Here is a 27,000-nt window from a genome sequence, read left to right on the forward strand (position 1 = left end):
TCAGTTAGCGACAGCGCCGTTATCAGAAGTCGTAGAATAGCGTAATCCAAGTTGCGTCTGCTTCATTATCTGAAGTGCTGGCAAGGGTGCGTTCTACATACAAGGATAAGCCGTGGCCGAAGTTATTGGCCACACCTAAATACGTGTGGTTAGCGTGATACTCTTCATCACCTTTGAAGCGCAATGAGTCGGCGGCAATATAAGGCTGCACCGATTTGAACCACGGAGCATCGAAATTGAAGGTATAACCGACGAAACTTTCCAGACCGTATCCGCTACCGGCGAAATAATGATTGACGATTGAATAACGCGTGCTTGGCACAAAGTCTTTGTAGTAACTTGCGGTTCCCACAATATACCAGTTTCCTGGTTGCCACGTCAGCGCAGTACCAGACAGCTGCTGATGATATTTCTTCTCTTTATAATCATTATCACGCATGGTGGCATTCGTGATGATGTAAGCTGTACTCAGGGTCAGCGATTTAGTCAGATTATAATCGAAGCCTAAACCCTGGCCGCTATTACGACGATATAAAAGGCCATCCCCGGCACTCAGGTTATCCTCTGGCAACAGGTAATTGGCATAAACCGTCAGATCACCAAAAGTATTTTTATACTTGATGCTATTCTTGGCTCGATTTGCGCCGTCGTAGTTGCCATTGATACCAATACCGGTACCACTTGCGTGACCATCGTTGTCCCATACGTCACTTTTCATACCCACAACTTCGTAATAAATGCCGTACTGATGACCGTAAGTCACGGTACCGTAACGGTCATCTTTAATGCCCGCGTACAGCTTCCTCTGCGTATCACGCTGCTTACCTTCAGGATAATGGCTATCCCATCCAACAGCTTTAGCCAGATCGACACCCATTTCATACATGGCAATGACCGATGTATGCTGGCTGAGTGCGTAATCGCCACTAAAGCGGAAACGGGTGCCACCGTCATGACCATTCTTATAATAACCCGGCTCCGGACCATTATTAAAAATGAATTCAGGACGAATACTGCCGCCAAATTGCAGACTCAGCGGCGCTAACAGTGCATTGCTGTCCTTATTCTTCTCAAGGATGGTTATTTCAGCGTGCGCTGAATTGGCTACGGCCAGCAACGTGGCTGTGGTGAGACATAGTGATGTGGTGAGTTTTTTCATAGTATCCGTTTCTTATTATGATAACGCTTAGAAAAGCGGGCTGAATTTTTATCATGATTGAAATGTATTGAATATATAAAATTCTTATATCAATTGGCATTGATAAGATTAGTTCTCACTAACAGGGCTAACCTGAAGAGAATATATGCGTAAATGATGAGCTATCGAACTATATCAGGGTGAATTATATACAGCATGGTTGTTTTATTGATCTAAATTGCCAATTTATGCGAAAGGAAGATTTAGGCTCGATATCATAATACTCCTTGAGTCAGGCTGTCATTTTCTCCTGTCCATCGGAGCAATGTCTGGGTGCTTTCTGGATAAGAATAGGTCAGATTTTGGTTGAGAAATGTTAACTAAATGGAGTGAAGGTGGCTGGAATTTAACTTAGGGCAGACAAAAAATTATCATGATGGCAGGATGGAAAAGAACGTTATAGATGTATCGGTCGATTAATGAATTGAATTGTAATTTTAATGCGGGGGGATATAAAAAGGGATATATCTGATTCTTTCTCAAACTCATCAAGGAAGAACATGAAGTGTTTACGCTCAGTTATTATTAGCCTCATCGCTATGTTTAGCATAACAAGTTGCAGTAGCTTTTTTTCAGGTAGTACACCTATTGCTGTACGCCCGTTGGACCGCAAAGAAATACAAAAGGCCTCTGCATTCGCGAATAATGCACCACTATTGACGGCAGCAGAACCAGGGGAAACGGTCTATCTCTACAAAGTTGCCTTTGATGGAACAATGAATGATCGCCAGAGAGTTCCCCTGAATGAGCGGAAAACACTGGTGGCGAGAATCGCTGATACTGTCAACGCCGTCTATTATCCTGGGGCAGGGATGCAGGATAAAGAAATTAGTCGGCGTGATGCCGCCACGGGCAATAGTGGAATACATGTCGCAAACCAGGCAGCAGAAGACTTCTTCAGGCAGGCTGAAAAGTGGAAAACGGACGATCCCCACGCTGTCGTACGCATTTTTGTGACTGGCTTTAGCCGTGGGGCTGCGACAGCACGCCAGTTTATGAATCAGGTGACGAACGAGTGGCATAATAAATTGCCGCAGTCAGTGGTATCACCGCATTTCTATGCCATTTTTTATGACACGGTGGCCACGGGCCAAAGAAATCGTCTGGACTTGAGTATCCCGGTTTCGCTCGATTATCTTGTCCATTTTGTGGCGGCAGATGAAGAGCGTAATCTGCTCTTTACTCCTACGGTGGAAGTTGTTCCTGAACCCGAACAGCTCAGTACCACAGAGTTGCAGGCAGGATTTCCTCAACGACTTAATATTATCCATCTGCCCGGCGCGCATTCTGATATTGGTGCTGCTTATTCTGAGGGTATTGGCGATCTCTATATCGTACTGACCGAGAAGTTCCTTTATATGATGGGGCTGATGCCTGGGAATTGCTGGAATTCAACGTTTGATCCATTAACGAATGGCAAACATGATTCCCGCGGTTTGCTCGATATATTATTCGGTGCGCCAGATCCTGACCGGGTGCAGAAAGTTTCTCGCCAGCAGATGGTAGCGGAAGTCAAACCGCAGAGTAGTCAACAGCGTCGTGACAATCTGAACCGGTTACAGCAGATGATCAATGCGAATATCGACAGGGGCGCGATGCTGGATTCATCACAGATCGAAACGGTGTACGCCAGTTTTGTCTTGTCACGTGATCGCACAGGCATTCATGTTAAGGATGTATCGAATTCAGTAGAAGCAGACACTGTTTTCATTGATGAGAATAAAGGGTTAACGAAACTGCACTACAAAATGAAAGATGCAATGGCGCCCTCGTCATTGCATCTGGATAACGAAATCCTTTCAGCGTTAGGCTCAGTCTCACAGACACTTTCGTATACGTTGCTCAAAACTCCCCGGCAGGCTTATCTGGCAATCTGGCTGGATAATCGTTTAATCGAGATGCTGCCTGTACTCGAAGGAAAAACGATTACCTTTGGAAGGCTGGATCACTGTAAGCCGCAAACGTAGGGAAGCAGGACAGTACCGGTGCAACCGATGATTTTCACATCGATGAAAGAACGAGTGACTCAGTAAGATGTGGGGCGTGCAGTGGGTATGGTGCGCGCTCCTGTTCAGTGGTAAATAAAAACTAAGTAAAACAGAGAGTAAGATGAGATATGAGGCGTATTTCAGATCTAAAATTACTCTCGCGCTTCAATGAGTTTTACCGCTGGATATTCACCCATTGCAAACATGCTTGATTTGCTATTGAGCTTGATTCGATAATGCCGCGCCTTTTTGCCGTTAGGTTTGACTTCGAGGTATAACTCATTGAAATCATTGATACGCTATGAAATGAAAAATCCACGCAAATGCGTGGATTCAATTGAGTTTCGTGAACATCATGAGATCTAGTTAGACCCCATGAGAAAACACATTTTATTTAGACGTTGAACAGGAAGTTCATCACGTCGCCATCTTTCACGATGTACTCTTTACCTTCTGAGCGCATCTTGCCGGCTTCTTTCGCGCCTTGCTCACCTTTGTAGGTGACAAAGTCATCAAACGCGATGGTCTGCGCACGGATAAAGCCTTTCTCGAAGTCGGTATGAATTTTACCGGCAGCCTGTGGCGCGGTCGCGCCCACTGGGATGGTCCATGCACGTACTTCTTTCACGCCAGCGGTGAAGTAAGTTTGCAGGTTGAGCAGGGCATAACCTGCACGGATCACGCGGTTCAGACCCGGCTCTTCCAGACCCAGCTCTGCCATAAACTCGTCACGCTCTTCGTCATCCAGCTCTGCGATGTCGGATTCAACGGCTGCACATACCGGCACCACCACTGAACCTTCGGCTTCTGCAATCGCACGCACCTGATCAAGATACGGGTTGTTTTCAAAACCGTCCTCGTTCACGTTAGCGATGTACATGGTTGGCTTCAGGGTCAGGAAGCTCAGGTAGCGAATGGCCGCTTTCTCGTCTGCATCCAGTTTCAGCGCGCGTAACATGCCCGCTTCGGACAGATGCGGCAGGCACTTCTCTAATGCAGCCAGCTCAGCTTTAGCATCTTTGTCGCCGCCTTTGGCTTTCTTCTGACAACGCTGAATGGCACGTTCACAGGTATCCAGATCGGACAGCGCCAGCTCAGTGTTGATAACGTCAATATCTTCCGCCGGGTTCACTTTGCCGGAAACGTGAATAATATTGTCGTTCTCGAAGCAACGCACCACGTGGCCGATAGCTTCGGTTTCACGGATGTTGGTCAGGAACTGGTTACCGAGGCCTTCACCTTTGGATGCGCCTTTCACCAGACCGGCGATATCGACGAATTCCATGGTGGTCGGCACAACACGCTGTGGCTTAACGATTTCGCTCAGCTGATCGAGGCGCAGATCGGGCATTGGCACCACACCGGTGTTTGGCTCGATGGTGCAGAACGGAAAGTTGGCTGCTTCGATACCCGCTTTAGTCAGCGCGTTGAACAGAGTGGATTTACCGACGTTCGGCAGGCCCACAATACCGCATTTAAATCCCATGGTCTGATTACCTTTCTCACTGAGTGTACGGCACTGGCTGGCAGCGCCGACAGATTCAAAAAATTTCGCGCATTATACACAGAATTGCCTTCTGCGGCGCGGGAATTGGGCTTAGCCAGCCTTGAACGCATGCAGGCGGTTCATCGCCTTGATTTTGTCTTCTTTCAGCCACAGTTCTGTGCAGCGCACCGCTTCATCCACGGCATCGTCAATCAGTTTTTGCTCGCTGGCAGGCGGTTTGCCTAACACGAAGCCGGTAACCTTATTGCGATCGCCGGGATGACCGATGCCAACCCGCAGGCGATGGAAATTATTGTTATTGCCCAGCTTGCTGATGATGTCTTTCAGACCGTTATGCCCGCCATGACCACCGCCCTGTTTGAATTTGGCGATGCCAGGAGGCAGATCCAGTTCATCGTGTGCCACTAAAATCTCTTCCGGTGCGATGCGATAAAAGGTCGCCATTGCCGCAACCGCTTTGCCACTCAGGTTCATAAAAGTAGTGGGCACCAGCAAACGGACATCTTCACCCGCCAGTGACAGGCGTGCAGTGTAGCCGTAGAATTTCGGCTCCTCTTTCAATGACTGATTGTTCCGGTCGGCCAGCAAATCCACATACCAGGCACCTGCGTTATGGCGCGTTGCGGCGTATTCAGCGCCGGGATTGGCCAGCCCCACAATCAGTTTAATGCTGCTCACGATGTTTATCCTGTCTTGCTGCGGAAAGGGCGATAGTTTACTGCCTGCAAGCGGCGATGACAAAGGGTGCTGAGTACAGATGATACCTCTGCGTGACTTATCAATTTCTATCGAAATCAAGCCTCTGGCCGTAAAGAAATGTCAGAGATTGTGAAGGATGTGTGATCCTGTACGCAACTTAACCGGCAGTCATTGCCTAAACTTATGACAAGTTAACCATATGTGCTGTTTTGCTTTTTTCATAAGGATGGAGGTGAATCATGAAACGTCAACAATGCCGCTATTTAGGTAATGGCCTGATGTGTTTAGGTTTACTGACGATGGTATTAGGCGTCGGCTATTCCATTATTAATCAGCTGCCTGCGTTAAATCTGCCGCAGTTCCTCGCACATGGTGCTATGTTCAGCATCTTTGTCGGGGCACTGCTGTGGCTGGCGGGGGCACGCGTCAGCGGACGTGAGCGTGTCGAAGACCGCTACTTTTGGTTACGCCATTACGGTGACAAACGCTGCCGCCGCAATCACTCTTCACATTAAGAGAGAGCGGCTTCCTGCACCGGCTGTAACTGCACGAAATAACGTTCGACGCGGTTACGGCCACTGGCTTTTGCACGGTATAACGCTTCGTCCGCCAGGCCGAGTAAAATCGGGAAGGTGTGATCGCGATGGTTAGCGGTAGCATAGCCAATACTCACGGTATAGCAGACGTCGTTGGGCTGCGACAGCTGTGTCGCCAGACGGATACGCTCACACACCCGTTCTGCATCCTCGCTATTGCCCGGCAGAATCGCCGCAAACTCTTCACCGCCCAGACGGGCAAAATGACTTTCTGCGGGCAGCAACGCCTGCACCACCTGACAAAAATCGATTAATACGCGGTCACCTTGCAGATGGCCGTAACGATCGTTAATGCCTTTGAAATGGTCAAGATCAAACAGCACAGCGGTGTAAACCAGCGGTTGGGGATTTCGCGTGTTACGCACCACTAATCTGTCGGCTTGCTCGAACAGGGCGCGACGATTCCAGACGCTGGTCAGGGGATCGTGAAGCGAGGCTCGTTTGTGAGCTATTTGCGTGCGCTCATTGACCATCGCCAGAATGGTAAACGTCAGGCCAATCACAAACAGAATGGATTCTAGAATCACGTACACCGAAAAACTGGAACCGGCTATCGCGCCGCGCACCGGCGTAGCGATGGCGTCATCCAGGAAAATGCGCGCCACGTGAAACAGCAGATGGATCCACAGCAACATCTGCGCCGGCCAAAAGGTCACCTGCAGTGCATCGCGCGATTGCCACAACAGGCGAATCAGGGCACCGGTGTAAATAATGCAAAGCAGACATATGACTAAAACGCGTTTAGGTTGGCTGGCGTAAAACTGCGGGAACGTACATAGAATGGCCCATAACAATGCAGCCGCTAACCAGCTGAATCCGAGAGGTTTATTGCAGAATGCTCGAAAAGCGTTCAGCAGATTGCCATAGGCCAGCATCATCACCACGTTGCCGACAGCGATGGGAAGAAAAACAAATCCAGCACTGCGCAGACTGCTGAGAAACACCGCTGTCAGGGTCAATGTGAGCGCCAGCGTAGTGAACCCCAGCACGCGATCGTACTGCGCACCCACCCAGGCGAACACCAAAATAATGCTCAAAAAACCCAGCACATAGAGCTCGCAAACAAATAGTGTGTAAATGTCGAGAGTCATAGTGGTCGGAGTTCTCAGAAAAAAGTGTGGAGAAAAATACCACTAATCAATGGCCCGCTAAAGTGCAGCATCGCGTGTCGAATGAAAAGAGTGTAAGGCAGGGAGAATAGCGAATTTTAACGAAATTTATCGCGAAAATATCTGTAGCGAGAGCGGCTTAATCGGTAAATGAAGCGGATTGTTGGGAATAAAAACCGGGCGCGGGGCCCGGTTTCATGCAATGTATTAATGTTCGAACATTGCGGAGATGGACTCTTCGTTACTGATACGGCGAATCGCTTCGGCCAGCATGCCAGAGAGCGTTAAGGTACGCACGATTGGCAGGGCTTTCATCTCGTCTGACAGCGGAATAGTGTCGCACACGATAACCTGATCGATCACTGACTTACGCAGGTTTTCGACCGCGTTACCAGAGAAGATGGGGTGAGTCGCATAAGCGAAGACACGTTTCGCGCCGCGCTCTTTCAACGCTTCAGCTGCTTTGCACAGCGTACCGCCGGTGTCGATCATATCGTCGACCAGTACACAGTCACGACCTGCCACGTCACCGATGATGTGCATCACCTGAGAAACGTTCGCACGCGGGCGACGTTTATCGATGATAGCCATATCAGTGTCATTGAGCAGCTTAGCAATAGCACGCGCACGCACGACGCCGCCGATGTCCGGAGAAACCACAATCGGGTTTTCCAGGCCAATCTGCAGCATATCTTCCAGCAGGATTGGGCTACCGAACACGTTATCAACCGGGACATCGAAGAAGCCCTGGATCTGTTCGGCGTGCAGATCAACCGTCAGAACACGGTCAACACCCACGCTGGAGAGGAAATCGGCAACCACTTTGGCGGTGATAGGCACACGAGCAGAACGCACGCGGCGGTCCTGACGGGCATAACCAAAGTAAGGGATAACAGCAGTAATACGACCAGCAGAAGCCCGACGCAACGCGTCGACCATCACAACCAGCTCCATCAGATTATCATTGGTGGGGGCACAGGTGGACTGGATGATGAAAATATCACCACCGCGTACATTTTCGTTGATCTGTACACTTACTTCACCATCGCTGAAACGGCCGACAGCGGCGTCTCCGAGGCTAGTGTAAAGGCGGTTGGCAATACGTTGTGCTAGTTCCGGGGTGGCGTTACCAGCAAATAGCTTCATATCAGGCACGAGAAGAACCTCAGGCTTGGCGTCCAGAGAATGAACGTTTCAAAAGTAACCGGCGAATACTTTTGAAGTCGTTCATACGGGTGTGTTAATGCGTCACGTGCAGTGCCTGGAACAGGGTGGCACTGTCACGCAAACGCTTAGAGCCCGGAAAGGGTGCGTTGCAACGGCGAGATATTAAGCCCGCGCGCCACAAATCCGCAAATCCATTTCGGGGCAAGCTCCAGCACCTGACGAGCAGCGGATTCGGTGCTAAATTCAGCAAATACACAAGATCCGGTCCCGGTCAGGCGCGACGGCGCGTATTCTAGCAGCCAGGAAAGCAGCGCATCAACCTCGCGAAAACGTTTTCTTGCCACAGCTTCACAATCATTGTGAAAAGGACGCTGTAACAGTTCATCTAATGTGCGTATCGGTGAATTGCGCGTCAAGTCTGGATCACGAAAGATATCCGGCGTGCCGATGCTAATACCAGGATGAGCCACCAGATACCATTTTTCTTCCGGTTCAGCAGGCTGAATCTCCTCGCCAACCCCTTCGGCAAAGGCGGCGTGACCACGCACGAATACCGGAACATCAGCACCAAGCTGCACGCCAAGGGTGGCTAACTCATCCACGCTAAGCCCGGTTTGCCATAAATGGTTCAGCGCCACCAGCACGGTCGCGGCATCGGAAGAGCCTCCGCCCAGTCCGCCGCCCATCGGAAGACGTTTTTCCAGGGCTATCTCCGCACCCGCGTTTTCGGGCAGCGTACCGCGAACGACCGCGGCTTGCTGTAACATCCGCGCCGCCCGCACGATCAGGTTATCGTCATCGGAGACGCCCGCTAACGGCGTCAGCAGTGTAATGTTCCCACTGCTGTCAGGCGTGATATCAAGCGTGTCGCCGTGATCAAGAAACTGAAACAGCGTTTGCAGATTGTGGTAGCCGTCAGCGCGACGGCCCGTAATGTAGAGAAACAGATTCAGTTTTGCCGGAGCAGGCCAGGTGGTGATCATTGCGTGGTCCAGCTATCCATGCGCAGTTTGATACGCTGACCACCTTCTGTCAGTTCCAGGTTGGCCGGCAGCGGTGGATTGACCTTGCTGTCGTAATCAGAGATGTTCACTTTCCACTGCTGGCCATTACGGCTGTAATTCACACTCTGCAACTGATAGCTGCTATTGAGCTGATAATCCGTGGCATCACCCGGCAGACCCATCATCCACTGACGCAGATTCGCCAGCGGAATATCCATGCCGGTCAACTGTGAAATCATCTTCTCAGCGTCATTGCTCACATAGCGCTTGCCTTTGTTATCGACAATTTGCACCACCGACCCCTGCGCATCCAGCTGCAACTCGGTGCTGCCCAGCGGATTGGTTAACAACAGACGATAGCGATCGGCGGCGGTTTGCTGCCAGTTAAAGCGCGCATAGACTTTTTGCTTATCGGAAAGATAGGCAAAAGCGCCACGCGTTTGATATTGGGTGATTTTCTCAACGGCTTGCTGATGCTGCTGCCATTGCGGTGAGGTGGTGCTGGGGCCAGGACCTTGTGGTTTGTTGATGCTACAAGCAGCCAGCAATACGCTGGCAAGGGGCAAAAGGCGCAACAGCTTGCGCGGGGGCAAATGCATCACGTGGTCGTCTCCTCAGACACGTTTTTACTTCGTAACCGATAACGCTAACCATCCAATACTATGCCGTCAATGCCGATGTAAGGATAATTGCGCACGATCAGTTTAATCTTATTACAGTCATAGCCTTTGTATGGCTTTTCTTGATCTGTGGCATCTTGTAGAATGCGCTTCACAAAGCCCTGACAAATATTGGGACATCCCAACCCGAATCACCATGACGCTGCTTGCTCTCGGAATCAACCACAAAACCGCACCTGTTGCGCTGCGCGAACGCGTTGCGTTTCTGCCAGACACGCTGGATCAGGCTCTGAATAGCCTGTTGTCCCAGCCGATGGTTCAGAGTGGTGTGGTGCTCTCAACCTGTAATCGTACTGAACTCTATCTCAGCGTAGAGCAGCAGACAGATTTGCAGGAGAGGTTGGTGCGCTGGTTGTGCGAGTATCACGATCTGCGTGAAGAGGATGTCCGTGCCAGCCTTTACTGGCATCAGGACAACGCCGCCGTCAGCCATCTGATGCGCGTTGCCAGCGGTCTGGATTCGCTGGTATTGGGCGAACCGCAAATTCTCGGCCAGGTTAAAAAGGCCCATGCTGATTCTTCGCGTGACCATGCGCTAAGCAGCGAGCTGGAGCGCATGTTCCAGAAGACCTTCTCCGTCGCTAAACGTGTTCGCACCGAAACTGAAATCGGTGCCAGCGCGGTCTCTGTCGCCTTCGCCGCCTGTTCTCTGGCGCGTCAAATCTTCGAATCACTCAGCACGGTCAACGTGTTGCTGGTGGGCGCCGGAGAAACCATCGAGTTAGTGGCGCGTCATCTGCGTGAACACAAAGTGCAGAAGTTGATGATTGCCAACCGCACCCGCGAGCGTGCGCAGCTGCTGGCCGATGAGGTGGGCGCAGAAGTGATTGGGTTGGGTGATATTGAAACCCGTCTGGCCGATGCGGATATCATTATTTCTTCTACTGCCAGCCCGCTGCCGATTATTGGCAAAGGCATGGTGGAGCGCGCTTTGAAAGCACGTCGCAACCAGCCGATGCTGCTGGTGGATATCGCCGTACCGCGTGATGTCGAACCTGAAGTGGGTAAGCTGGCGAACGCCTATTTGTACAGCGTCGATGATCTGCAAGCGATCATCGAGCAGAATATGGCACAACGCAAAGCCGCTGCAGTCCAGGCCGAAAGCATTGTTGTGCAGGAAAGTGGCGAATTTATGGCGTGGCTGCGTGCGCAAAGCGCGGGCGACACCATTCGCGAATATCGTTCACAGGCGGACGACGTGCGTGCCGAGTTGCAGGAGCGTGCCATTGCCGCACTGCGTCAGGGCGCAGATGCCGAGAAAGTCTTGCAAGAGTTAGCGCACAAGCTGACCAACCGTCTGATTCATGCACCAACCAAATCACTGCAGCAGGCCGCGCGCGATGGCGACAACGAACGCCTGCAGATCTTACGTGACAGCCTCGGTTTAGAGTAATCTGGTCTGTCACGACCTATCACTGGGATACCCTCTATTACATGAAGAGCTCTATTGTTGCCAAGCTGGAAGCCCTCCAGGAACGCCACGAAGAAGTTGAAGCGTTGCTGGGCGATGCCGGCGTCATTGGCGATCAGGAACGTTTTCGCGCCTTATCACGCGAATATGCACAGTTGACCGATGTGACCCGTTGCTTCCGCGACTGGCAGCAGGTGCAGGAAGATATCGAAACAGCTGAAATGATGCTCGACGATCCTGAAATGCGTGAAATGGCTAACGAAGAGTTAAAAATTTCGCGTGAGAAGCGTGAAGTGCTGGAACAACAGCTTCAGGTGCTGCTGCTGCCAAAAGATCCCGATGATGAACGTTCGTGCTTTGTGGAAGTGCGCGCCGGAACCGGCGGAGATGAAGCGGCAATTTTCGCAGGCGATCTGTTCCGTATGTACAGCCGTTATGCCGAAGCACGCCGCTGGCAGGTCGAGATCATTAGCGCCAACGAAGGCGAGCACGGCGGCTACAAAGAAGTTATCGCCCGAATTAATGGTGAAGGCGCTTACGGTCGTTTGAAATTCGAATCCGGCGGTCATCGCGTTCAGCGCGTCCCGGAAACCGAATCTCAGGGCCGTATTCATACCTCTGCCTGCACCGTGGCGGTGATGCCAGAATTGCCGGAAGCAGAAATGCCGGAAATCAACGCGGGCGATCTGAAGATCGATACCTTCCGCTCCTCTGGTGCCGGTGGTCAGCACGTTAACACCACCGACTCAGCGATTCGTATTACCCACTTGCCCACCGGTATTGTGGTTGAGTGTCAGGACGAACGTTCCCAGCACAAAAACAAAGCCAAAGCGCTGGCGGTATTGGGTGCGCGTATTCATGCCGCCGAAACCGCCAAGCGTAACGCTGCTGAAGCCTCAACCCGCCGTAACCTGCTGGGCAGCGGCGACCGTTCGGACCGTAACCGCACTTACAACTTCCCGCAGGGTCGTGTTACCGATCATCGTATCAACCTGACGCTGTACCGCCTGGATGAAACCATGGAAGGGAAGCTGGATACGCTGATCGAGCCGATTGTGCAGGAGTATCAGGCCGATCAGCTGGCCGCGCTGGCTGGACAAGACTGATGATGATTCGCCACTGGCTCAAGCACGCAGTGGTCGCGCTCTGTGGCGGAGACAGCCCGAAGCGGGATGCGGAGATTTTGCTGGGATTCGTAACGGGAAAATCACGCAGCTGGCTGGTGGCGTTTGACGATCATGAACTCGACGCTACTCAGCTTGCCGAACTTGATGCGCTGCTGGCGCGTCGGGTGAAAGGCGAACCGATTCCGCATCTGGTGGGCGAGCGTGAGTTTTGGTCGCTGCCGTTGCGCGTCAATGATGCCACATTAATTCCGCGTCCGGATACCGAAGTGCTGGTGGAACAGGCGCTCTTACGTATTCCCGTAACACCGTCCTCCTTGCTCGATCTTGGCACCGGCACCGGAGCCATCGCGTTAGCGCTGGCGAGTGAACGTCCTGACTGCCAGGTGCTGGGCTGCGACCGTATCCCAGCAGCCGTGGCGCTGGCGGAAGAGAATGCTCAGCGGTTGCACATTAGCAATGCGCGTTTCCAGCTCAGCCACTGGTTCGATGACATTCCCGCCCAGTGTTTCGATCTCATCGTTAGTAACCCGCCTTATATCGATGCCGCCGATGAACATCTGCAGCAGGGAGATGTGCGCTTTGAACCGCTTAGTGCACTGGTGGCCGATGAAGCCGGGCTGGCCGATTTACGTTTGATTATTCACCGTGCTCCACAGTGGTTGCAGCCTGGCGGCTGGCTGTTGCTGGAGCACGGCTGGCAACAAGATGAAGCTGTGCGCGCCATCATGACGCAGCACGGCTATCAGCAGGTCAGCAGCATTAACGATTATGGCGGCAATCCGCGCGTCACACTTGGGCAATTTTTTTGATTTAAGGAAGCACCATGGCAAGCTGGTATCCGCTGATTAAACATTTTCACCTGCTGACGGTAGCGTTGACGATCAGCTTGTTTCTGCTGCGTTTTTACTGGTTAACCACCGGTTCAGCGATGCTACAGCGTCGCTGGGTGCGCATTGCGCCGCATATTAATGACACCTTTTTGCTGCTCAGTGGCGTGTGGCTGGTGGTGATCACACACTTTTATCCGTTCTCACCGCAAGGAAGCTGGCTGACGGAGAAGCTGTTAGGGGTTATTATCTACATCGCCTTAGGTTCCGTGGCATTGAGCCGTCGCCCACGCAAGATGGGGACACGTTGGATCGCTTGTCTGATTGCAATCGTAGCACTGCTGTTTGTGATTAAGCTGGCGATGACCAAAATGCCGTTATTGGGGATAGTATGACCTCGCCAGAGCTAGTTGATTACAGTGAAACACCGTTGAGTGAAGCGGTGATTGGCGCAACCTGCGCCATACGCAATGATTTTTCTGCGCCATCCGTTCAGCAACAGCTGGCGGCATTAGTTGAAGAAGCACGGGAATACGTCAGTAGCGAACAGGATGCCGACTTGCAACTGGGCAAGCTGCTTGAATTGTTTTATCGCCAGTGGGGCTTTGGTGGCGCCAGTGGCGTCTACAATTTGTCCGATGCGCTGTGGATAGATAAAGTGCTGAAGAGCCGACAGGGCACAGCCGTATCGCTGGGGGTGATACTGTTACACATTGCCGACGAGCTGGAGCTGCCGCTGATCCCGGTGATTTTCCCCACCCAGTTGATTCTGCGTGCTGACTGGCTGGACGGTGAAATGTGGTTGATCAACCCTTTCAACGGCGAAACGCTGGATACACATACGCTGGAAGTGTGGCTGAAGGGCAATATCAGCCCGACTGCGAAGCTCTACAATGATGATCTGGATGAAGCCAAAACCATCAACGTGATGCGTAAAATGCTGGATACGTTGAAAGCGGCACTGATGGAAGAGAAGCAGATGGAACTGGCGTTAAACGTCAGCCAGGTACTGCTGCAGATTGATCCCGATGACCCGTATGAAATCCGCGATCGGGGGTTAATCTACGCTCAGCTTGAGTGTGAACATATCGCGCTGACCGATTTGACCTACTTCGTTGAACAGTGTCCAGAAGATCCGGTCAGCGAAATGATTAAAGTGCAGATTCACGCAATTGAACAGAAACAGGTGACGCTGCACTAAGCGTCACCTCGACAATAAGGAAAGGGCATGACTCAGAAAGTAGTAAATATCGGCGATATCAAGGTCGCAAACGATCTGCCATTTGTTCTCTTTGGTGGCATGAACGTGCTGGAATCGCGCGACCTCGCCATGCGTATTTGCGAACACTATGTAAAAGTGACCGACAAACTCGGTATCCCTTACGTGTTCAAAGCCTCTTTTGACAAAGCTAACCGCTCTTCCATCAAATCCTATCGTGGTCCAGGTCTGGAAGAGGGCATGAAGATTTTCCAGGAGCTGAAACAGGCGTTCGGCGTGAAAATCATCACTGATGTGCATGAAGCTTCACAGGCGCAGCCGGTGGCGGATGTCGTTGATGTGATTCAGCTGCCTGCATTCCTGGCGCGTCAGACCGATCTGGTGGAAGCGATGGCGAAAACCGGTGCAGTCATCAACGTTAAGAAACCGCAGTTCGTGAGCCCAGGCCAGATGGGTAACATTGTCGATAAATTCGCGGAAGGCGGTAACGACAAAGTGATCCTGTGCGACCGTGGCAGCAATTTCGGTTACGACAACCTGGTTGTCGATATGCTGGGCTTCAACGTGATGAAGAAGGTCACCAACAACAGCCCGGTTATCTTCGACGTGACCCACGCACTGCAGACGCGCGATCCGTTCGGCGCGGCTTCAGGTGGACGTCGCGCGCAGGTAGCTGAACTGGCTCGCGCGGGTATGGCGGTGGGTATCGCCGGTCTGTTTATTGAAGCGCACCCTGAGCCGAACAGCGCGAAATGCGACGGCCCATCCGCGCTGCCGCTGGATAAGCTGGAGCCATTCCTGGTGCAGATGAAAGCGATTGATGATCTGGTGAAGAACTTCCCGGAACTGGATACCAGCAACTAATTGCGTTATCCAGATGTAAGAAAGGCGCCGATGGGCGCCTTTTTTTGCTTTGAATCTGAGCGTTAGACGCTACAGCATAATCGTCAGCAAATAACCCGCAAACAACGCGAGATGCGCAGCCCCGTTCAGCACATTGGTACGCCCGGTTGAGAATGAAATATGGCACAGAATCAGCGCGGCACTCATGATCACCATTTGTGGTGGCTCAAGGCCAAACACTAATTGCTGATCCGTCAGCGTCGCGATAATGCTTACAGCAGGAACGGTCAGTGAAATCGTCGCTAACACCGAACCAAAGAACAGGTTCATGGCACGCTGCACCTGATTCATCAATACCGCTTTAATCGCCCCCAATCCCTCTGGTGACAGAATCAACAGCGCAACCAGGAAACCGGTAAATTGCTGAGGCGCGTTCAGTTCGGTCAGCAAGTTCTCCAGCGGGTTGGCGTTCATTTTGGTGACGCTGATGACGGCGATCAGATGAATGATCAACCATACCGTATGCCACAGCGAGCTATGCGCAGAAGGCTTACCATGATGCGGATCGCCATCGTCACCGTCATCCTCATGCTCATAAACAAACAGGCTCTGATGCGTTTTGGTCTGAATCAGCAGGAACACGCCGTACATGGCAGCGGAGATCGCGGCAATGATCAACGCCTGAGCCGTGGTAAAGTTACCGCCTGGCAGCGCATTCGGAAACACCAGCACCAGAATCGCCAGCGGAAAGATGGCAATCATGTACTGCTTTACGCCCGCCAGATTGACATATTGGGTGGCGAATTTACGTCCGCCGAGCAGCAGCGCAAAGCCCACCAGGCCGCCGGTCACAATCATGATGATGGAGTAGAGCGTGTCACGCATTAGCGCAGGTGCAGCATCGCCGGTGGCCATCAAGGCGGAGATCAAACTGACCTCCAGAATCACCACAGACAGGCTCAAAATCAGCGAGCCATAGGGTTCACCCAGGCGGTGTGCCAGCACGTCAGCATGACGCACCACGCTGAAAGCACTACAAAGGATGGCGACCAGCGCCAATAGGTTGATGCCGATAACCGGCAATAATGCCGTCTGACCGCCAAAGAAGCTCAGCACCGTCAGCGCGACAATCGGGAAAATCAGTGAGTACTCGGTGTGTCGGGTTTTCTCATGTGTAGCCATTCACCATCCTCTCCGGCAAAAAGAACAAAACAGGCGATCAGTGCCTGATAAATATAATGACTTTTCTGACGCAGCGCAGTGTAACTTTTCAACAGTTGTGTTTCAGGCTTTTTACGCGACTTTACTTAGTCAGGTTTTTGATTCTAATCCAGCAAAAGAAGCAATTATCTTCTAATAACATCGACTATTCATCTTGTTGTAAATCGATAAAAGTCATTTTAAGATAAAATAATGCCTGTTTTAATCTGATTTCAATGAGGGTTATCGTGGTTTTATGGATTTAAAAAACCTTGTGTAACTAAAGTATATGTTTGCCATTTCATTGCTTTCTTCGTCATCACTCTGTTCAAGTTATCTGCCAGGCAGCCGATGCTATTTACAAAGAATTTCCCCTTTGTGATCGGGGTCAATCTTGAAACTTTTGTTAAAAATGCATTAATGTCTTCTCTTAATTCGACGCAACGCGTGTTGCCTGTGAGACATCATCTTTGAGGAGCCGAACCGACAGGATGTCAGTGCAGTAGAGGAGGTCGCATTGTTAACCCGGGAATTTCTTTTAAAAGCGGATTGTAAAACATCATTTGGCGATATCGACGAAGCGCTGCTGTGGAGCTGTGAAAAGCGTGCCGCGTCACTCGCTGCCACACTGGCTTGTCGCCCTGACCAAAGCCCGGTGTGGATATTTGGCTATGGCTCCCTGATGTGGAACCCGGTGTTTGAGGCGGAAGAAGTGGCTTCCGGGCGACTCGAAGGCTGGCATCGTGCTTTCTGTCTGCGTCTGACCGCCGGCAGAGGAACGGTATCGACGCCCGGTCGTATGCTGGCGCTAAAAGAAGGCGGTTCAACCAGCGGTCTGGCTTTCCGTTTACCCGAAGCGCGGCTGCATGACGAGCTGGAGCTGCTGTGGAAGCGCGAGATGATCACCGGCTGTTATCTGCCAACCTGGTGCGAACTGGAACTGGAAGATGCTCGCAAAGTGACGGCGTTGGTATTTATCATGGATCCGCGTCACCCGCTGTATGAAGCAGACTCCTGTCGCAGCACCATCGCACCGTTGATTGCCCAGGCCAGCGGACCATTGGGCACCAATGCTCAGTATCTCTACTCCCTCGAACAGGAGTTGGGTAAACGCGGCATGCAGGAAGATGCGTTGACGCGTCTGGCCGCTGAGGTGAGGGCGCTGCAGCAATCTGCAGCGCGTTAACTACTGTTTAACCGGATTAATCAGCCAGGTGCCGGGTTTGTCAATGGTCAGTGATTGGCTCATTACCTGGCTGCCATTTTGCACTTCAATTCGATAACTCCCCGCCGCAAGATTGAGTGAAGCAAAGCCACTGCCGGTGGGTTTCACGTCCTTCGCTTCGCCGTTAAGCAGCACTTTCTCGCCCTCCTGCAAGCGCAGATAGACGGTTGCCATACCTGGCGCGCTGGCTGCTGCGCTCTGACTCGCTACCGGCGCTGACGCAGAAGGTGTAGCGGCTATCGAAGCGGTTTCACTGTGGCGATTCGTTTTCCACACCACCACCACCACGGCCAGAATGGCAATGGCAGCGGCGGCGACCAGACCAGGCGAAAGGCGACGCACGTTGCGTGGCGTGACAGGTTCAATCGCCGCCGCTGCATGATTCACCGCCATTACCTGTGGTTCAGGCACCGGAGCGGCGACGGGTTCCGGCGCTGGAGCTGGAGCTTCAACCGCCACCGGGAAGGTGGTGACCAGTGCTTCAACATCGCTCACCGGCAAATCAATCAGGCTGGCAAACGCATCAATGCTTTGTGGGCGATCGCCGGGTTTCATTGCCAGCGCACAGTCGATGGCATGCAGTAGCGGCAGGGAATAGCCTGCTGGCTTGCGTTCAACCAGTGGCTGATAGTTATCCTCGATGCAGCGCACCACGCTAACTGGAGGCGCATGGCCGGTAATCAGATTGTGCAGCACCGCGCCAAGCGCATAGATATCGGTCCACGGCCCTTGCTCAACTTCACCCTCTTCACTGTATTGCTCAATCGGGGCAAAGCCAGGCTTCAGCATGATCTCGGTTTCATCGGAGAGATTGCCGATCTCCTTACGCGCTGAACCAAAATCGAGTAACACCGGCAGCTGATTTTCCTGGATTTGGATGTTATCCAGCGAAATATCACGGTGCAGATAACCGGCGGTATGGATGGTATTAATTGCGCCAAACAGCGGCGGTAACAGCCGACGAATCCAGGACTCATCGATACTGTCCGGGCTGGTGACCTGCCACTCTTTTAATGTCATCCCGCTGTAGTAGAGCGTGCCCATGTAGGCGGTGCCATTCTCTTCCCAGAAGCGCAACACGTGCAGCAGGCCGGGATGATTAAAACGTGCGAGCAAACGGGCTTCCTGAATGAAGCTGTTACGTCCGGCGTTGAACAGTTTCTGGAAGCGCTCGCCACGCAACTCCAGCGACAGGTCAGCGGCACGCACCGCCAGTGAAACCGGCATGTACTCTTTGATAGCGATGGTGCGTTCCAGTTGATGGTCCCAGGCACGGTAAACAATGCCAAAGCCGCCGCCGCCAATCACTTCCTTGATTTCAAATTCATTAAACCGGTAACCCGCAGGCAGGGCATTCGGTGTGTGGTTTTCGTTTGCCGACATAGTGAACTCTCTGAACACGTCCTGTAGCGCCTGCCCGTCTGTTGAGGTCAGGCGACGACCGCTAATTAATTAATGTTACGCCAGGCACCAATCGCCGGATCGGCAAGATCCGCATGCAGGGTGTCAATCAGTAACACAGTCACTTTTTGCTGTGGCATAAACTGCGACGACCAAACGCCGCGTAAGGTTTCAACCCGACTCTTCACCGTGTCACTGTCTTCACCCGCTGTCTTATCCATTTTAATCAGCAGATTGCCGGTGAAGCGCCACACATGTTGCTGGCTATCGAACGGCAGCACTAACCAACTCTCTTCGGCGTCCGGACGCGTCACGATCATGCGCTGTTTGTTCACCGCCACCACTTCCAGTGCCGGGCCGCTGAGCTTGAGGTTGGCAATGGGATAGCCCTGATAGAAATTCACCACCAGCGAGCGGGTTTTGTCACCACTCATCAGCGTTAATTCACTCGGGCCTTCAAGCCAGCCATCCGTGGAGCAGTGCTGCTGCGGGTTATCCGGAATAAATAGCGAGTCGCCGTTTTCGTCCCAGGAGGTGCGGAAATGACAACCCGCTGGTAGGGTGAAGTGCTGCAATGGGGTGCTGTCTGCCGGGCGTGAGAGATCCAGCGGGGCGGCATTGCTGGCACTGGCACTGGCGGTCGCATCGTTAATCACGATGGGTCGCCAGTTCTGTAATTTTGCTGCGCTGCCGTTGGCCAGCACGCTGCCGTCTTTATTGGTCATCTGCCACGGGATTTCATCCAGCGTGCCGCATTGATTTGCCAGCAGCGTGCCAACGCGCGGCAGGAAGCTGGTCAGAATGCTGGAATCAGTGCTTTTGCCGGAAACAATACGCAACGGCAAGGTCTCTTTGCACCAGTCGTTGGGTGAATTGCTGGCCACATTATCGATATAGACTTCAAGCGACAGACTCGGCGAATAGACCACACGATAATCATCAGCTTGCGCATTTAGAGCCAGCAACAGGGTCGCTAAGCCCGGCAACCACACTTTCATAAGGGTCCTTGGGATCAATAACGTGTCGGCAGAAAACGTGCCGCATCAGCCTGGGAATAAAGCAGCGTCGCTTCCTGCGGTTCGCCAATCCAGATGGCCAGAGCGCTGAGATTGTCGCTTTTTACACTGCGGTTAACGGCTTGTTCCATCAAAGTCAGCCACTCTTCGCAGGCATTGACCATGCGCAGGGCTTGTTCCATCTCGTGAGTGGTCAGATTGAGCCAGAACCCGTCGGTGCAGACGAGAAACGCATCGCCATCCGTCAATGAAATCACTTCACTAAAGGTGGCTGGACGTGCAGGCTCAACGCCGAGCGCATTATAGAGTAAATTACTGTTAATTCCGGTATTTTCATAGCCTGCTTCGCGCAGTTGCTGCGCCAGACTATGGTCACGCGTCACTTGACTCAACACCCCATGACGGAAGTGATAAACCCGGCTGTCACCAGCATGCGCCCACCATGCGCGCTGTGTCTCGCGGTCAATAAACAGCGCGGCCAGCGTGGTGCTCATGCGAGCATATTTCGGATTTTTTCCCTGCGCCTCAAGCAACACCTGCTGGCAGTGCTCAATCGCTGCACGAGTGCTCTCGGGCGTGAACGTCGGGCTGTTGTGTAACTGGGTCAGCAGCGTATCCCGCACGATTTGCGCCGCTTTATCACCGCCAGGCAAACCGGCCACGCCATCGCAAACCAGAAAGCAGGCTTTGTGCTCATCCAGCTCGGCTCCGGTGCGATCCTGGTTTTCATCGCGCATTCCCTGCTGGCAACGGCTGGCAAACATCATTTTCATGCGTCTTCGGTCCGAGTCTGGGAATCTTTATATTGATTCACTTCCATGTCATACGCATGCAGGAAAGCTTCACCAAACAGGGTATGGAAGTCATCTTCAATTTCACCGGCAGTGCGCTGGTAGTGGCGTGAAAAGTAATCCCACAAGGCCGCTTTACGCCCGCCGTTAAACGGTAGCTTAGGCAACACGCCATCTTTACGTGCTTCCTCTTCCAGCCGTTGCGGATTGAAGGATTGCAGCATCGCCGCGATGATCGCGCGTATGCCAGCGATCATACCCAGCTGATGCGCCTGCAAATCCACCAGTGCATCGCGCACTGCCGCTTCTGGCGGCATAAAACCGGGCATCTGGCTCTGATAAATCTGCATCAATACCGTTTTACCCGAAGGCAAAATTTTAAACGGGTTGTTGGCCTCATTGAGGATCATCGTCATATCGGCTTTCACGCCGCGCTTGAGGATCGAACGGGAAGAGAGCAGGGCAACAGTGCCTTGCGAGAACAGGCTCAGCATGCGGCCGGTCACGCGCATCTGCTCTTCGGTGATCGTCGTGTGATGGCCATTGTTCAATCCCATGCCCTCCAGCAGCGCGGCCAGCAGTTTGTCCTGATCTGCATGCGGCAACGTGGCGGGAGCCGAAGGGGCATCACTTTGTGGATCAATACCCAGGCGTGGGTCAGTCAGGCGCTCCGGACGCGCCGCAGTGGGTTCCGGCACCCTGTCGAATGCCTGCTGCATACCGAGAGGATCGGCAGCGCTGTCCGCGAAGAACGTGAGCGGGTCATCATGCTGGGTACTCTGGCAGGCAGGATCGCGCACCTCAAGGCCATAATCGCCGATTTGCAGTGCATCACCATGCTGTAATTGCACTTGTGAACCACGCTGTAGCGCCACGCCGTTCAATACCACCGAGGTCACGCTGCCCTGATTGGTCAGGCGGCATTCACCTTCCGGGGAGATATGCACCAGCGCCTGCAAGCGTGAAATGGCGCGCGATTCGTCAGGCAGCACCAGATCGTTATCCTGACTGCGGCCAATGGTTCCCCCAGGCGGTTTAAAAGCAACCGTCTTTGCTGGCACATCCGTATTGCACTGCACAATGGTAAATTGCATGAGTCATCCTGTTAACAAGGAAAACGCTGCGGCTCATTCAAACATGGGTGGATAGAGGCCGTTGCGTCCCGGCTGTGCACCTGCCGCCGGGTTAAACAGTAACGCAAAAAGTTGCGCGGTGAGCGGCCCACTGTGTTTGTGTGTGGCGTGGGCAAAACCGTCACTGCGATTACTCCACCAGTAGCTAATATGCTGCTGGGGATCAAATTTATCCGCCACTTCACGCCAGCTCAGCGTGCAGGGCAGATCATCAAAACCAATCACATCCATAATATCGCTGCGCTGATTATCCGGGACCATCAGCGGCGTGACGCCTTGCATCTGCTGCTCCAGCGCATCGGGGTTCAGCCGGTCACGCACGCCGCGCAGTAGCAGCGTGCCCAACTCCTGAAACCAGTCGCCCGACATGGCCAGCTGAGCGCTGTGCCAGTGGCTGAGCGGAAAACTTCGCAAAGCCAGCAGCGGCCAGCTGCGCCCCACGCGATCGCACGAAGGCAGCAGGCAGCCCATCTGCACCTGCTGACGTAGCGGCGACAGCGGCAGAACAAAATTCCAGACAGGTGCGCGCAGAAACAGCTGAGTGGAGGCATCGGGTTGCTGATGCCAGTGCATGAGCCCCTGTTGAAACCAATGGCTCCAGGGCGTCACGGTATTCTCACTCAGGCGCTGGCGCAGGAAATCGCCGGTGGCCGGTAATTTGCCGTACCAACCCGGCGCGGTGTGCGTCGCCATGGTTACCTCACCATTACTCACTGTGTCCGGTCAATCGCTGCGAAACCCGCTGTGGTGCAATCGCCAGCGAACTGCCATTCGCACCGGCAATTTTCAGATTTTCTGCAAGCTTGCGCATCATTAGTGCGTTATCTCGCGCATAAGGCGACGACTGAATCTGCTGATCCAGAAGCTGGCTAAGATGCCAGTCAAGCTGCTGCAAATCCCGGGCGCTGACATCATCTGGCAGATTGCGTTGAAGATTCTGCATCAGCCAGGCACGCAGGAATTCGCCGTCATAATTGCGCGGTTGATACAACATCTGATAGGCACGCAGCGCATTGCGGCTGTATTCATTGTCGTTACCGGGGTCATCACGCAGCAAATTGGTGATTTGCTGGGCCACGCGCGGTAACAGTAGAGACTTAAGCGCATTTTGATAAAGCACCCATGCCGCATCGCTTACCTGGTTGCCACGATAGAGACCCACGCGCATGCTAAGCGGTGGATTGTCGAGGGAAAAGCGCTCCGACAACGGCAGCTTCACCAGGTTATTTAAGAAGGGTAGCAGATCAAAGATATTATCGGCTGGCTGATGAATCACCTGCTGACTCTGACGAGTCATTGGCTCAATACGCTCAGCGACCTGGTTAAGATATTGCTGGTTCTGGACATAGCTGGCCAGCCATAAACCGGAGAGCAAAAGCAATGCGCCGGTGAGCGCACCGTAGCCAATCCAGTGGAACAGGCGGTTGCGGTACTCCCAATGGCGATTACTGCCCGCTAAGCCACTTTCGCGGAACACCAGATCGCTCAGCAGGTCGCGGATAAAGAAACTCTGGCCTTTATTGCCGGGGATGGGGTTATTACGGGTGACGCTATCCCAGGTGGCGAGGCTACTTTCACCGGTATGTGGCAATTGAAGCTTACGGTTGAGTTCGCCCATGATGCGATCAAACGGTAAGCCTTCCTGAGTTCCGCTGGTAAAGAATAAGCCGCGCGCTGACCAGGCAATCTCATCCTCATGGCGCGAGAACACCACATCCAGGTACTCATTCAGCAACGGCCTTAACGAACTGAACTCCTGTGGGAACAGGAAACAGTCAGCACGCAGGGTGAGATCGCGTTCATTCGCCATCACCGTGGGCAGTTGCTGCTGCAGGCGCTGTTCCAAACGCTGATATTGCTGGCTAAAACTGTTATGCCAGTCATCTTTGTGCGGTTTACCCGGTTCCCAGGGGAAGGTGAATCCCCAGATGGCGTCGCGCTGCGGTTTGCTCAGGCCGTCGTTAAAGCTCAAAAACCCTTTCAGCAGATCGGTCTTGGTCACCATCACATACACCGGGAAATGGATACCGGTTTGCTGGTGTAACTCCTGCATGCGGCTACGTAACGCGCTGGCCTGAGCGTGACGTGCTTCCGCGGAATCGGTGAGCAGATCGGCAACGCTAATGGTCATGATCACCCCGTTGATCGGCTGGCGGGTGCGATAGCGTTTTAACAGGTTGATGAAACTCTGCCACTCGGCGCCGTCGCGTGCACGCTGGCTCTCCTGCAGGGCATATCGCCCTGCGGTATCGATCAACACCGCGCTGTCGGTAAACCACCAGTCGCAGTGACGCGTACCGCCGACGCCGCGAATCGCCGCTTTGCCAAGGCTATCGGTCAGTGGAAACTCCAGTCCGGCATTGAGCAGGGCGGTGGTTTTGCCCGCGCCGGGCGCCCCAATCATCACATACCAGGGAAGTTGGTAGAGATAGTGGCTCTGAAAGCGGGCCAGCCAGTTCTGTTGATGACGTCGACCAAACTGTGTGCGTTTCAGGCGCAGCGCTGCTTCACTGAAGCGCTGAGCCAGCAGCGTATCAGTGGCCTGACGATCGGACAGCTCTTCGTGACTCATCTCCTGCAAACGGTTGAGGAGTTTACTGTTAAACCAGCCGCGCCAGATCGCCGGGATAAACTGGAACAGCACCCAGCAGAAGAACAGCAAACCGACCAGCAGTTGACGAGGAAACACCGGCTCAAGGGGGCGGGTGTCTCCCCAACTCCACAGCGGGCCGAGCATCCACAGCACACAGCTTAAGGCAGTGACACCAATCAGACTCCACAGCAGGCGGTGGGTTAACAGATGTTGCAGCGATGCGCGCATCACTCACCTCCTGGATGATTGCCAAGGGTTTCCGGTGCGGCAAACAGGGTGATCTCCACACGGCGGTTGCGCGCGCGGTTTTCATTGCTGTCATTTGGCAGCAGCGGATTACTGTCGCCGCGGCCTTCCGCTTTCACACTGTGCCCTTCCGCCAGTTGCGGGTTTAGCAACTGGGTCACGGCGCGTGCGCGCGCAAAGGAAAATTCATAGCTTGAGGCAAAACGCCCATCCACCGGGCTGTTATCGGTATACACCGACACCAGTACCGTGCCTTTAACGGTTTTCATGGCGCTGGCAACGTGCGCCAACAGCGCGCGACCAACCTGATTGACCACGGTACCGTCAGGGGAGAAGAGTTTATCGGCAGGAATGATCACTTTACTGCCAAAGGCGCCATCGCTGACTTCAAGTTGACCGGCGGCGATCACATCATTCAAACGCTGATGCAAATCCAGCAATGCCTGCGGTGAGGTAGGGCGACGGCCGGGCATAATTTGTGGCAGCGGTGTTTGATAGATGGCGCGCAGCAGCGGCTCGGCCGCATTGCCCAGCCGCCAGTTCAGGCCGCTGTAAATCAGGCAGGCAATCAGGGCCGCTAACATCGCACAGGCCCATAGCGGCACCATCGGACGGGTTAAGCGACTGACCAGGGGATGCACTTCCACCAGCGGCACGGCCGGGTTAGTGGTTGACGGGCGCGTTTCCTGGATCAGTTGAGCGAGGCGTTTACGAATCCCTTCACACTGTGCACGGCCAGCATCGCTGCCGCGATAACGTCCTTCATAGCCCAGCAACAGACAGTAATGAATCAGCTCCAGCAACCACAGGTGTTGCTGCGGGCTTTGCGAGACGCGGGAAAGCAGCTGAAACACTTTTTCGCCGCCCCAGCTTTCATTATGGAAAGTGACCAGCATGCCGTTCCCTGACCACACACCGCGCGTACCCCATGGAGTTTGTGCGGCGGCTTCATCCAGTACGCTGCATAAGCAGTAGCGCGCACCAATAATCATCTCAAACGGCAAACCGGCTTGCTTGCAGCGATGTTCGAATTGGCGGATCTCTTCAATGAGTAACTGGCGTAAACCGGCGGGATCGTCATGCGTAGCAGCCTGCCGTAGACGGACAACGGCATTCAATATCGGTGCTGCGGCATTAAGCAAAAGGTTATCGTTGCCCGCGACAATGCCATCGCGGACAACAGAATCCTGGATCATTAAATATCTTTTTTCCTGGCAATGGCGCTAGGGAGCGTCCACAGAGTGCGACCTTGCTGTGGGCAATCTGCGCCATATTGCATTATCAGTCTAGGATCCAGGTCGCGGTATCGTTGGTGCGGCAAGCCTTGCTGGCACCGCCAACGGCCACGCAGACCTGTTTAGTACGGCGGGGACGTGGACGGTCGCTACGCAGGGTGGCGTCATAACGGCTACTTTCAACCCCGGCTTTCGGCGGGATGTAACCAATCAGTTGTCCATTGGGTTCATCGGCAACGGCTAACCAACTGTGTTCGACACGTCCCAGTACTTCAAAGGGTTTAGCGTTATCGAGATAACGAACGACCTTGCCGCCATAATCTGGCGTGGTCATCACCGACGCCGCATACAGTGCGCGGAAACTCTCATTAACCGGCGTGAATTCGCCTGGCGCAGCCACCGCATGACGGTGAACCAGCTTGACGCCATTTACCTCACTGGTAACCAGGGTGTCATCAGTCATCGGCGGTGGTGGCGCTTTACAACCCGCCAACGTCAATACTGCCAGCAGAGTGAGCAACAGACTCTTATTCACCATGAACCTCAAATTTCATCAGATTAGCTGCAGATTAATATGTGGCACACGCATTTAAGGCGGGCAGAGTATGCAGCGGGAAAGCCATCAAAAAACAGTCAGATTACAGAAAGATAGTACTGTGCTCAGTCTACCTAAGACTTTTGAGAATTCAATCCATTGCATAGCGAGAAAACCCGTGCTACCGGGCGAAAACAGCGCATATCAGGGGGGATAAAAAACCTGTGCCTATAGTGATAGATAAGCTGAA

25 protein-coding genes and 1 pseudogene are annotated in these 27,000 nt (G+C 53.2%); 9 read left to right on the top strand and 17 right to left on the bottom strand.

All coding sequences use genetic code 11. The annotated features are described in order from the left end of the window. Window positions 1-22: 22 nt before the first annotated feature. The gene (locus AC1MDE_RS15590) at window positions 23-1,159 is read right to left on the bottom strand and encodes a porin (RefSeq protein WP_480344812.1); all 1,137 of its coding nucleotides are present in this window, start codon (window positions 1,157-1,159) and stop codon (window positions 23-25) included. Window positions 1,160-1,698: 539 nt separating this feature from the next. On the opposite strand from AC1MDE_RS15590, the gene AC1MDE_RS15595 reads away from it, so the two are divergent. Further along, window positions 1,699-3,165 carry a DUF2235 domain-containing protein gene (locus AC1MDE_RS15595; protein ID WP_479402576.1) on the top strand — a complete coding sequence of 489 codons (1,467 nt, stop codon included), beginning with the start codon at window positions 1,699-1,701 and terminating at the stop codon, window positions 3,163-3,165. Between the two features lie 176 nt (window positions 3,166-3,341). Here AC1MDE_RS15595 and AC1MDE_RS15600 read toward each other — a convergent pair. The 3 genes and pseudogenes from AC1MDE_RS15600 to pth all read right to left on the bottom strand — a co-directional run. Continuing rightward, a pseudogene (locus tag AC1MDE_RS15600) lies at window positions 3,342-3,482 on the bottom strand (Arm DNA-binding domain-containing protein); the annotation flags it as partial. 98 nt (window positions 3,483-3,580) lie between these two features. Continuing rightward, entirely contained in the window at window positions 3,581-4,672 is a 1,092-nt protein-coding gene (gene ychF / locus AC1MDE_RS15605) for a redox-regulated ATPase YchF (protein ID WP_034824290.1), read from the bottom strand. A gap of 111 nt (window positions 4,673-4,783) precedes the next feature. Then, a complete protein-coding gene (pth, locus tag AC1MDE_RS15610) occupies window positions 4,784-5,371 on the bottom strand; it encodes an aminoacyl-tRNA hydrolase (protein WP_034824288.1) in 588 nt (195 codons plus the stop codon). A gap of 260 nt (window positions 5,372-5,631) precedes the next feature. Between pth and ychH the strand changes: the two genes are divergently transcribed. Continuing rightward, window positions 5,632-5,907, top strand: a complete 276-nt coding sequence (gene ychH, locus AC1MDE_RS15615) for a stress-induced protein YchH (protein WP_058960219.1) — start codon at window positions 5,632-5,634, stop codon at window positions 5,905-5,907. On the opposite strand, the gene AC1MDE_RS15620 is transcribed toward ychH, so the two are convergent. From AC1MDE_RS15620 to lolB, 4 genes are all read right to left on the bottom strand, one after another. Further along, entirely contained in the window at window positions 5,904-7,079 is a 1,176-nt protein-coding gene (locus AC1MDE_RS15620; protein ID WP_058960218.1) for a GGDEF domain-containing protein, read from the bottom strand. The two genes, ychH and AC1MDE_RS15620, sit on opposite strands and share 4 nt — an antisense overlap. 225 nt (window positions 7,080-7,304) lie before the next feature. After that, window positions 7,305-8,252 (bottom strand): ribose-phosphate diphosphokinase, encoded by a 948-nt coding sequence (gene prs, locus AC1MDE_RS15625; protein ID WP_034824282.1) that lies wholly within the window; start codon window positions 8,250-8,252, stop codon window positions 7,305-7,307. A gap of 137 nt (window positions 8,253-8,389) precedes the next feature. Beyond that, entirely contained in the window at window positions 8,390-9,244 is an 855-nt protein-coding gene (gene ispE / locus AC1MDE_RS15630; protein ID WP_167347109.1) for a 4-(cytidine 5'-diphospho)-2-C-methyl-D-erythritol kinase, read from the bottom strand. Next, window positions 9,244-9,867, bottom strand: coding sequence for a lipoprotein insertase outer membrane protein LolB (gene lolB / locus AC1MDE_RS15635; protein ID WP_034824277.1), 624 nt, complete (start codon window positions 9,865-9,867; stop codon window positions 9,244-9,246). Before lolB ends, ispE begins: the two co-directional genes overlap by 1 nt. 217 nt (window positions 9,868-10,084) lie before the next feature. On the opposite strand from lolB, the gene hemA reads away from it, so the two are divergent. The 6 genes from hemA to kdsA are packed head-to-tail and all read left to right on the top strand — an operon-like array spanning window position 10,085 to window position 15,396. Next, window positions 10,085-11,341 carry a glutamyl-tRNA reductase gene (gene hemA, locus AC1MDE_RS15640; RefSeq protein ID WP_058960216.1) on the top strand — a complete coding sequence of 419 codons (1,257 nt, stop codon included), beginning with the start codon at window positions 10,085-10,087 and terminating at the stop codon, window positions 11,339-11,341. A gap of 41 nt (window positions 11,342-11,382) precedes the next feature. Continuing rightward, on the top strand, window positions 11,383-12,465 hold the full coding sequence (gene prfA / locus AC1MDE_RS15645) for a peptide chain release factor 1 (RefSeq protein ID WP_034824272.1): 1,083 nt from the start codon (window positions 11,383-11,385) through the stop codon (window positions 12,463-12,465). After that, window positions 12,465-13,295 carry a peptide chain release factor N(5)-glutamine methyltransferase gene (gene prmC / locus AC1MDE_RS15650; RefSeq protein ID WP_058960215.1) on the top strand — a complete coding sequence of 277 codons (831 nt, stop codon included), beginning with the start codon at window positions 12,465-12,467 and terminating at the stop codon, window positions 13,293-13,295. Before prfA ends, prmC begins: the two co-directional genes overlap by 1 nt. Before the next feature lie 14 nt (window positions 13,296-13,309). Then, complete coding sequence (locus AC1MDE_RS15655; RefSeq protein WP_058960214.1) at window positions 13,310-13,708, top strand: SirB2 family protein; 399 nt, start codon at window positions 13,310-13,312, stop codon at window positions 13,706-13,708. After that, window positions 13,705-14,514, top strand: a complete 810-nt coding sequence (gene sirB1 / locus AC1MDE_RS15660; RefSeq protein WP_034824266.1) for an invasion regulator SirB1 — start codon at window positions 13,705-13,707, stop codon at window positions 14,512-14,514. The genes AC1MDE_RS15655 and sirB1 overlap by 4 nt, the downstream gene beginning before the upstream one ends. 27 nt (window positions 14,515-14,541) lie before the next feature. Further along, the gene (kdsA, locus tag AC1MDE_RS15665) at window positions 14,542-15,396 is read left to right on the top strand and encodes a 3-deoxy-8-phosphooctulonate synthase (RefSeq protein ID WP_058960213.1); all 855 of its coding nucleotides are present in this window, start codon (window positions 14,542-14,544) and stop codon (window positions 15,394-15,396) included. Window positions 15,397-15,465: 69 nt separating this feature from the next. Here the strand turns inward: kdsA and chaA are convergent, their stop codons facing one another. Further along, window positions 15,466-16,557, bottom strand: coding sequence for a sodium-potassium/proton antiporter ChaA (chaA, locus tag AC1MDE_RS15670; protein WP_058960212.1), 1,092 nt, complete (start codon window positions 16,555-16,557; stop codon window positions 15,466-15,468). Window positions 16,558-17,092: 535 nt separating this feature from the next. Here chaA and AC1MDE_RS15675 point away from each other — a divergent pair. Beyond that, window positions 17,093-17,761, top strand: coding sequence for a gamma-glutamylcyclotransferase (locus AC1MDE_RS15675; RefSeq protein ID WP_034824260.1), 669 nt, complete (start codon window positions 17,093-17,095; stop codon window positions 17,759-17,761). Here AC1MDE_RS15675 and AC1MDE_RS15680 read toward each other — a convergent pair whose 3' ends face one another. The 8 genes from AC1MDE_RS15680 to AC1MDE_RS15715 all read right to left on the bottom strand — a co-directional run bounded on the left by AC1MDE_RS15680 (window position 17,762) and on the right by AC1MDE_RS15715 (window position 26,753). After that, entirely contained in the window at window positions 17,762-19,183 is a 1,422-nt protein-coding gene (locus AC1MDE_RS15680) for a serine/threonine protein kinase (protein WP_479398792.1), read from the bottom strand. A gap of 65 nt (window positions 19,184-19,248) precedes the next feature. Beyond that, entirely contained in the window at window positions 19,249-20,199 is a 951-nt protein-coding gene (locus AC1MDE_RS15685) for a hypothetical protein (protein ID WP_479398790.1), read from the bottom strand. A gap of 14 nt (window positions 20,200-20,213) precedes the next feature. Then, window positions 20,214-20,990, bottom strand: coding sequence for a PP2C family protein-serine/threonine phosphatase (locus AC1MDE_RS15690; protein WP_045816028.1), 777 nt, complete (start codon window positions 20,988-20,990; stop codon window positions 20,214-20,216). After that, window positions 20,987-22,102: a type VI secretion system-associated FHA domain protein TagH gene (tagH, locus tag AC1MDE_RS15695; RefSeq protein ID WP_058960208.1), complete on the bottom strand. Its 1,116-nt coding sequence runs from the start codon at window positions 22,100-22,102 to the stop codon at window positions 20,987-20,989. The genes AC1MDE_RS15690 and tagH overlap by 4 nt, the downstream gene beginning before the upstream one ends. Window positions 22,103-22,135: 33 nt before the next feature. Then, a complete protein-coding gene (tagF, locus tag AC1MDE_RS15700; RefSeq protein ID WP_058960207.1) occupies window positions 22,136-22,834 on the bottom strand; it encodes a type VI secretion system-associated protein TagF in 699 nt (232 codons plus the stop codon). 13 nt (window positions 22,835-22,847) lie between these two features. After that, window positions 22,848-24,962, bottom strand: a complete 2,115-nt coding sequence (gene tssM / locus AC1MDE_RS15705; protein WP_058960206.1) for a type VI secretion system membrane subunit TssM — start codon at window positions 24,960-24,962, stop codon at window positions 22,848-22,850. Further along, complete coding sequence (gene icmH, locus AC1MDE_RS15710; RefSeq protein ID WP_480344813.1) at window positions 24,962-26,176, bottom strand: type IVB secretion system protein IcmH/DotU; 1,215 nt, start codon at window positions 26,174-26,176, stop codon at window positions 24,962-24,964. Before icmH ends, tssM begins: the two co-directional genes overlap by 1 nt. Before the next feature lie 85 nt (window positions 26,177-26,261). After that, window positions 26,262-26,753 carry an SH3 domain-containing protein gene (locus AC1MDE_RS15715; RefSeq protein WP_176505716.1) on the bottom strand — a complete coding sequence of 164 codons (492 nt, stop codon included), beginning with the start codon at window positions 26,751-26,753 and terminating at the stop codon, window positions 26,262-26,264. Between the last annotated feature and the right edge of the window lie 247 nt (window positions 26,754-27,000).

The sequence above is a fragment of the Pantoea folii genome (assembly GCF_056678875.1).

Coding starts and splice junctions, on each gene's coding strand:
- tagH (WP_058960208.1), bottom strand. CDS start 22,102: ATGCAATTTACCATTGTGCAGTGCAATACGGATGTGCCAGCAAAGACG.
- sirB1 (WP_034824266.1), top strand. CDS start 13,705: ATGACCTCGCCAGAGCTAGTTGATTACAGTGAAACACCGTTGAGTGAA.
- prmC (WP_058960215.1), top strand. CDS start 12,465: ATGATGATTCGCCACTGGCTCAAGCACGCAGTGGTCGCGCTCTGTGGC.
- hemA (WP_058960216.1), top strand. CDS start 10,085: ATGACGCTGCTTGCTCTCGGAATCAACCACAAAACCGCACCTGTTGCG.
- AC1MDE_RS15690 (WP_045816028.1), bottom strand. CDS start 20,990: ATGAAAATGATGTTTGCCAGCCGTTGCCAGCAGGGAATGCGCGATGAA.
- kdsA (WP_058960213.1), top strand. CDS start 14,542: ATGACTCAGAAAGTAGTAAATATCGGCGATATCAAGGTCGCAAACGAT.
- tssM (WP_058960206.1), bottom strand. CDS start 24,962: ATGCGCGCATCGCTGCAACATCTGTTAACCCACCGCCTGCTGTGGAGT.
- lolB (WP_034824277.1), bottom strand. CDS start 9,867: ATGCATTTGCCCCCGCGCAAGCTGTTGCGCCTTTTGCCCCTTGCCAGC.
- ychF (WP_034824290.1), bottom strand. CDS start 4,672: ATGGGATTTAAATGCGGTATTGTGGGCCTGCCGAACGTCGGTAAATCC.
- AC1MDE_RS15655 (WP_058960214.1), top strand. CDS start 13,310: ATGGCAAGCTGGTATCCGCTGATTAAACATTTTCACCTGCTGACGGTA.
- ychH (WP_058960219.1), top strand. CDS start 5,632: ATGAAACGTCAACAATGCCGCTATTTAGGTAATGGCCTGATGTGTTTA.
- chaA (WP_058960212.1), bottom strand. CDS start 16,557: ATGGCTACACATGAGAAAACCCGACACACCGAGTACTCACTGATTTTC.
- AC1MDE_RS15680 (WP_479398792.1), bottom strand. CDS start 19,183: ATGTCGGCAAACGAAAACCACACACCGAATGCCCTGCCTGCGGGTTAC.
- icmH (WP_480344813.1), bottom strand. CDS start 26,176: ATGATCCAGGATTCTGTTGTCCGCGATGGCATTGTCGCGGGCAACGAT.
- prfA (WP_034824272.1), top strand. CDS start 11,383: ATGAAGAGCTCTATTGTTGCCAAGCTGGAAGCCCTCCAGGAACGCCAC.
- AC1MDE_RS15685 (WP_479398790.1), bottom strand. CDS start 20,199: ATGAAAGTGTGGTTGCCGGGCTTAGCGACCCTGTTGCTGGCTCTAAAT.
- AC1MDE_RS15595 (WP_479402576.1), top strand. CDS start 1,699: ATGAAGTGTTTACGCTCAGTTATTATTAGCCTCATCGCTATGTTTAGC.
- tagF (WP_058960207.1), bottom strand. CDS start 22,834: ATGGCGACGCACACCGCGCCGGGTTGGTACGGCAAATTACCGGCCACC.
- AC1MDE_RS15620 (WP_058960218.1), bottom strand. CDS start 7,079: ATGACTCTCGACATTTACACACTATTTGTTTGCGAGCTCTATGTGCTG.
- AC1MDE_RS15715 (WP_176505716.1), bottom strand. CDS start 26,753: ATGGTGAATAAGAGTCTGTTGCTCACTCTGCTGGCAGTATTGACGTTG.
- AC1MDE_RS15590 (WP_480344812.1), bottom strand. CDS start 1,159: ATGAAAAAACTCACCACATCACTATGTCTCACCACAGCCACGTTGCTG.